7 protein-coding genes are annotated in these 6,402 nt (G+C 40.1%); 3 read left to right on the top strand and 4 right to left on the bottom strand.

Annotated features, from left to right (window positions below):
• Positions 1 to 271: 271 nt before the first annotated feature.
• Complete coding sequence (locus tag H9649_RS17660; protein WP_191696243.1) at positions 272 to 1,138, bottom strand: nucleotidyltransferase-like protein; 867 nt, start codon at positions 1,136 to 1,138, stop codon at positions 272 to 274.
• A gap of 157 nt (positions 1,139 to 1,295) precedes the next feature.
• On the opposite strand from H9649_RS17660, the gene H9649_RS17655 reads away from it, so the two are divergent.
• Complete coding sequence (locus H9649_RS17655) at positions 1,296 to 1,664, top strand: YgzB family protein (RefSeq protein WP_191696242.1); 369 nt, start codon at positions 1,296 to 1,298, stop codon at positions 1,662 to 1,664.
• Positions 1,665 to 1,700: 36 nt separating this feature from the next.
• On the opposite strand, the gene perR is transcribed toward H9649_RS17655, so the two are convergent.
• The 3 genes from perR to bcp all read right to left on the bottom strand — a co-directional run bounded on the left by perR (position 1,701) and on the right by bcp (position 3,698).
• Entirely contained in the window at positions 1,701 to 2,144 is a 444-nt protein-coding gene (gene perR / locus H9649_RS17650) for a peroxide-responsive transcriptional repressor PerR (protein ID WP_191696240.1), read from the bottom strand.
• A 115-nt stretch (positions 2,145 to 2,259) separates the two neighbouring features.
• A complete protein-coding gene (locus H9649_RS17645) occupies positions 2,260 to 3,204 on the bottom strand; it encodes a D-2-hydroxyacid dehydrogenase (protein ID WP_191696236.1) in 945 nt (314 codons plus the stop codon).
• 17 nt (positions 3,205 to 3,221) lie between these two features.
• Entirely contained in the window at positions 3,222 to 3,698 is a 477-nt protein-coding gene (bcp, locus tag H9649_RS17640) for a thioredoxin-dependent thiol peroxidase (RefSeq protein ID WP_191696234.1), read from the bottom strand.
• A gap of 124 nt (positions 3,699 to 3,822) precedes the next feature.
• On the opposite strand from bcp, the gene H9649_RS17635 reads away from it, so the two are divergent.
• Together H9649_RS17635 and H9649_RS17630 are read left to right on the top strand one after the other, a co-directional pair.
• On the top strand, positions 3,823 to 5,127 hold the full coding sequence (locus H9649_RS17635; RefSeq protein WP_225229987.1) for a glutamate-1-semialdehyde 2,1-aminomutase: 1,305 nt from the start codon (positions 3,823 to 3,825) through the stop codon (positions 5,125 to 5,127).
• Between the two features lie 96 nt (positions 5,128 to 5,223).
• Entirely contained in the window at positions 5,224 to 6,306 is a 1,083-nt protein-coding gene (locus tag H9649_RS17630) for an FUSC family protein (RefSeq protein WP_191696232.1), read from the top strand.
• The last annotated feature ends 96 nt before the right edge of the window (positions 6,307 to 6,402 follow it).

The raw sequence follows: 6,402 nt of genomic DNA, 5'->3' as shown, positions 1-6,402 counted from the left end.
TCGTTTGTGTTCGTTCACCGGCAAGCCGGTTTCAGAACTTGTATTGTTGACGTTTTGCTGTTCAGTTTTCAAGGTTCGAGTTACTTATCTCAAAAGCAACTTCTCTAATTTACCATCGTTCGCAACTAGAGTCAAGCGCTTTTTAAAATTTCTTTTTCTCGCTCGTAAGAGTAGAACTCCTCAAGCGACGTTCACTATAATAGCATGGATCGATTTAAAGTGTCAACAATAAAAATGAAAAGGACGAATAAATCGTCCAAATCCGCTTATTTCAAGGCTCCACGCGGTATTCCCTATGGAATACGTATTCATTTTTCGAATCACTTTCCACAATTTCTATAAAACCTTTTTCAATCAAAAACTCTATGAGTACTTCTAGATTGATCGAATAGATTTGAAGTTCTTCATGTTCATGCAGCTCTTGGATAGCCCACGTTTCTTTTTCAGCCATCACGTCCATTATATGTCTGGCTCCGTCAAGTGTCCGATTATGGATGAAAAATTCACTTGCCAAAAATAAAAGTTCCAATCGCTTTTCAATTGGTTCTTCGCTCATAATCAGTTCTTCATACAACTTATAAATCGCTGGATCAATTTTTTTCACTTGTGACCAAACCGTTACTTCGGGTGAAAACCCTTTTTCAATTACAGTTAGTCTAGCAAGATGATGTAGAGATTGAATTGCGTGTTGGTAAGCATCCATATAGTTCAGTTGCTCAAAAAACATCTTTCCTTCCATATACACTCTGACCAACCTAGAAAGTTCAAGCCCCATTTTAATCTTGCGGCCATAAAAAGGATATTCCTTCAATTCATTCTTTAAGCCCTCAACAAATTCATTGCGGTCAAAGAAGACCTTACCGTAAAAGAGCCAATCGACAACTTTTCTCTTCGTCCCTAATAGAAGCCATTTCCGAAGTTGCTTCTCACTTATTACATGCATGGCTGCTTTTCCTGTACCATCCGTGTAATGTTTCGTATATATTGGTGTTTCTTCATTAGTTGTTATGATCAACATGATTTCATCGAACGTATCCGTTATCGGATCTCCCGGCCATCTCTTTTCAATAAGAATAACACCCAACGTTTCAGGTGAGCTGGCACGTTCTTGATAAATTGGTCTAAGTATTTGTTCCATATTGACACCTCCACCTAGTATTTCTTCGACATAGCTGCATAAAAATCCTTCTGTTACGATTCGTAAAATATGATGGAAGTGGATTTTATGCTATATTAATTGAGGAACGTCATCTTTAAATAGATGTATCAGCTTTTACGGGTAAGGAGGATTATAGTTGAAGCCTTATAAAAATAAAATAAATCGTATCCGATCATTTGCATTATCTCTAATTTTTATCGGCGTTGTTATTATGTATTTAGGGATTTTCTTTAGAAACAATGAGATTATCATGCTGATTTTCATGGTTCTAGGAATGATTGCTATTCTAGGTAGCGTTGTTGTATATGCCTGGATTGGCTCCTTGTCTACTCGGGCCCTACAGATTATCTGTCCCAATTGTGGAAAACAAACCAAAATGCTTGGTCGCGTTGATATGTGCGGGCATTGCAGAGAACCACTTACAATGGATCCTTCATTAGAAGGAAAAGAATTCGACGTTGCTTATAATAAACCATCAGTCAGAAAAGAAACAACAAAGAAATAAAAAAAACGGTTCCCGGATAAGCCGGGAACCGTTTTTTCATTTCGCTTTTTGAACACTTACAGCACATTCGGGACAAGTACCGTATACTTCAAGACGATGGGAATTGACTTGGAAACCAGTGACATGAGAAGCAAGATGCTCAACTTCTTCAAGACCAGGATGATGGAAATCTACAATCTTGCCACAGTGATCGCAAATTATATGATAATGATCATGTGTAACGAAATCGAAACGGCTTGATGAATCTCCGTACGTAAGCTCCTTCACCAGGCCGGTATTCCGGAAAACTCGTAAGTTGTTATATACTGTTGCAACACTCATATTAGGGAAGTCCCCTTCAAGCGCCTTATATATTTCATCAGCAGTCGGGTGCATCTCAGAAGAAATGAGATATTCTAAAATCGCATGTCTTTGCGGAGTAATACGAACGCCGCTCTCCTTCAATGTGACCAGCGCGTCCTTAAGAATGACTTCAGACATCGCCAACACTCCATTCCATAAAGATTACTTCTTTATAATCATTATCATTAGTTTACAGAAAGAGTGAGGCATTTGTCAACAAAGATGCTGTTATAGTAAGCTCTTGCGGTTATTATCAATATCCTTTTTTCAGGTTAATGAGGTTAAGAAGTTCTCGATCATTTTGTTGCCATTTAGATAAATTCTCAGTGAAAAACTCCATTGCACGTTCAACGTATTTTCCAGAATGGCTCGATACATGAGGAGAAATTGTGATATTCCCTAACTCCCATAGTTCACTCTCCGCAGGTAACGGTTCCTTTTCAAAGACATCCAGCACCGCATGGCCAATTTCACCATGCTTTAGTGCATGTACTAGCGTCGACTCTTTAACGAGGTCTCCTCTTCCAAAGTTCATAAAGAGTGCCGTATTCTTCATCAATTTAAAATACGAATCATCCAACATCCCTTTCGTCTCTTGCGTGCTCGGCAAAATAGATATGACGATATCAGCTTTAGGCAATACCTCTTTTAATTGATCAAACGGAATGGTTTCATCCATGAATTGTGCACGGTCACCCGAAGAATTACAGCCAATCGTATATACACCAAATGCGTTAAGCAACCTACCGATTTCTGAACCAATTGCCCCTGGCCCTAGAATGAGTGCTGTAGAACCACGTAATTCCGTCTGTTTCACTTTCATATTCCACTCTTTGCGCTCTTGTTGCTCACGCAATGTCGGTAATGCCCTTCCTAATGAAAGAATATGTGCTAGTACTGATTCAGCCATCGGGGTTTTGTGAATCCCGCGCACATTACTCACAATGATTCCTTTTTCTGCAATTACATCTAATGGCATTTTTTCCACACCGGCAGATGCTACCATGATCCATTTAAGTGATGGAGCTCTATCTAAGACCGATGGTGTAATATCTTCACCATATGTCACGATGATTTCATAACTGTCTAATGGAACATCTTCAATATTCTTTGTGAATGAAAACTCTGTATTCGGAAATCCCATTTCCAAGCTGCGCAGTTGATCTTCTTTTATATTGAACGTGAACAATACTCTCATCTAATAACCCCTCTCTTTTATGCGTTTGTTAATTGCTTCAACGTTGAAAGCACTTCGTCTATATGACCGTTCACTTTCACCTTGCGCCATTCTTTTACAACAGTTCCTGTAGGATCGATTAAAAAAGTTGATCGTTCAATCCCCATATATTCCTTGCCGAAATTCTTTTTAAGCTTCCAAACTCCATACTTCTCTGCAACTACATGCTCATCATCGACTAATAACGAAAATGGCAAGCCTTGTTTCTCGACAAACTTCTGATGTGATTTTGCATCATCTGGACTCACTCCTAAAATGACCGCATTCAGTCCGCTAAAATCTTCATTAGAGTCCCTGAAATCTCCTGCCTGTGTTGTACAGCCTGGCGTTGCATCTTTCGGATAGAAATAAAGTACAACATACTTTTTCCCTTTGAAGTCTTCTAATGCAATGGTTTCCCCTTTTTCATCCATCAAAGAAAACAACGGCGCTTGCAATCCTTCTAACTTTTCCATGTCCATTCCTCCCAATCTGTTTCTTCAATCGTACCTAAGAAAAAGATTAGTTTCAATTTCTTTGGCGTATTAGCCCGTTTTTGTTTAAAATGGATAGTGTACTGATTTGAACGGAGGAATAATGATGAACAGAACAAAGTCAGAAGAGATTTACAAAGAAGCATGTGAACATATTGTGGGAGGAGTAAATAGCCCTTCCCGTGGATATAAGGCAGTTGGCGGTGGAGCTCCTACTGTAATGGAACGTGCAGAAGGCGCTTATTTTTGGGACGTAGACGGCAATAAATACATTGACTATTTAGGTGCTTATGGCCCTATCATTACCGGGCATGCACATCCACATATTACTGAAGCAATCACAACAGCAGCAAAGACAGGAGTATTATATGGAACACCTACCCCTCACGAAGTGAAATTCGCTAAGATGTTAAAAGAGGCAATTCCTTCAATGGATAAGGTTCGTTTCGTTAACTCAGGAACTGAAGCTGTCATGACAACAATTCGTGTAGCACGTGCTTTTACAGGCAGAACAAAAATTATGAAATTCGCAGGTTGTTACCATGGACATTCAGATCTTGTGCTCGTAGCTGCAGGTTCAGGTCCAGCTACATTGGGAACACCGGATTCAGCAGGCGTCCCAGCATCCATTGCACAGGAAGTCATCACTATCCCATTCAATGATCCGCAAGCTTATAAAGAAGCAATGGACAAATGGGGTGACGAGATTGCATGTGTACTCGTCGAACCGATCGTCGGTAATTTTGGTATTGTTGAACCGATTGAAGGATATATGCCTGTGGTACATGAAATTGCAAAAGATAAAGGTGCGCTCATTGTCTATGATGAAGTCATTACGGCATTCCGCTTCCATTATGGGTCCGCTCAGACTATGCTTGGTACAACACCTGACCTCACTGCATTCGGTAAAATTATTGGTGGCGGTCTACCAATCGGCGCATATGGCGGTCGAAAAGAGATTATGGATACAGTTGCACCACTCGGACCTGCGTACCAAGCGGGTACGATGGCAGGAAACCCAGCGTCAATGCTATCAGGAATCGCTTGTTTAGAAGTGTTGCAACAACCTGGTATCTATGAGGAAATGGACAGATTGGGCGGAATTCTTGAAGATGGCATCCTAAAGTTAGCAAAGAAAAACGGCATCACATTGACTATTAACCGTTTAGGCGGAGCTTTGACGCTCTTCTTCACGGATGTTAAAGTTGAAAACTACGAACAGGCTGAACAGACAGATGGAGAAACATTTGGTAAATTCTTTAAACTGATGTTAGAAAACGGTATTAACCTTGCACCTTCCAAATATGAAGCTTGGTTCTTAACAATTGCACATACTGAAGAGGATGTGAATCATACACTAGAGGCAGTTGACCGTTCATTCAGCATACTTGCTAGCCAAATCAACGGTTGACCGGTCGGAATTGTTAGGGTACAGTAACGGAAAACCTTATTGAAAAGATGAGTAGAATGACATCATCTTAATATCTCTGTCAGAAAGGATAATCCTATGAAACTTGGTGCCCGCATTTTCAAAACGGGTATAGCAATCGTTTGCGCACTCTTTTTAGCGGAGATCCTTGAGTTGCCGAATCCGGTATTTGCAGGGATTGCAGCAATTTTCGCCATTCAGCCGTCTATCTATCGGTCATATCGGACGATCGTTGAACAGATTCAAGGGAATCTGATTGGAGCGATTACTGCAATCGCTTTTGTATTGATATTCGGACATCAAATTGTGACAGTCGGTCTTGCTGCAGTCATTATTATCTTAATAATGCTGAAGTTGGGACTCGAAAAGTCCATATCGCTCGCACTCGTTACAATGATTGCAATTATGGAGATCAAAGGAGATGCATTTCTATCCTTCGCTACTCTTAGACTCGTCACGATTGTAATCGGTGTACTTTCAGCGTTCTTCGTCAATTTGCTATTCATGCCACCTAAATATGAGACGAAACTTTTTCAGTCCATCCATCAGGCCCAAGATGAAATTATAAGATGGATACGTTTGGCAGGCAGACAGGCATCTGAGCATATAGCGACTAAAAAGTCCTTGTCTAAATTGAAAGAACGATTGGCACATACAGATATGCTTTACTCTCTCTTTAAAGAAGAACGCAGTTATCTAAAGAAAAATCCGATTCTCAAAGCAAGAAAACTGGTCATCTACAGACAAATGATCGCTACGTCTAAAAGCAGCTATGAAGTTCTCTCTAAACTTCATAAGTTTGAAAACGAGCTTATTAATCTACCTGAACATTTCAGGATGATGATCCAAGAACGGCTGGATGCCTTGCTTACCTATCATGAGCAAGTCCACTTGAAGTTTGTCGGGAAATTAAAATCCGATGTAACTGCGGATAATTTAACTAGCGAGTTCCTTCAACGGAAAGAAGTGATGGACATCTTTGCTAAAGAGATTGCCATCGCAAAAGAAGAAGAGGAATTCTCAGCCTATCACTTGCTCCATGTGTTATCTGCGATATTGGATTATGATGAGCAACTGGAATACTTGGACCGATTGATCGTTTCCAGTCAAAGGAGACACGGTCACGAAGTCAGTACAGAGTTACAAGATGAGATTTACTAAAAAAACCTCCAAGGGACATTCTGAAGTGCACCCCAAAAGTTAGAGTAGAAAATCTAACTTTTGGGGTGTTTTATTGTGGTTAAATATACGGATGAT

This window comes from Sporosarcina quadrami (genome assembly GCF_014836615.1).
GTDB classification, from domain to species: Bacteria; Bacillota; Bacilli; order Bacillales_A; family Planococcaceae; genus Sporosarcina; species Sporosarcina quadrami.
This window is presented reverse-complemented; position numbering and strand designations above follow the sequence as displayed.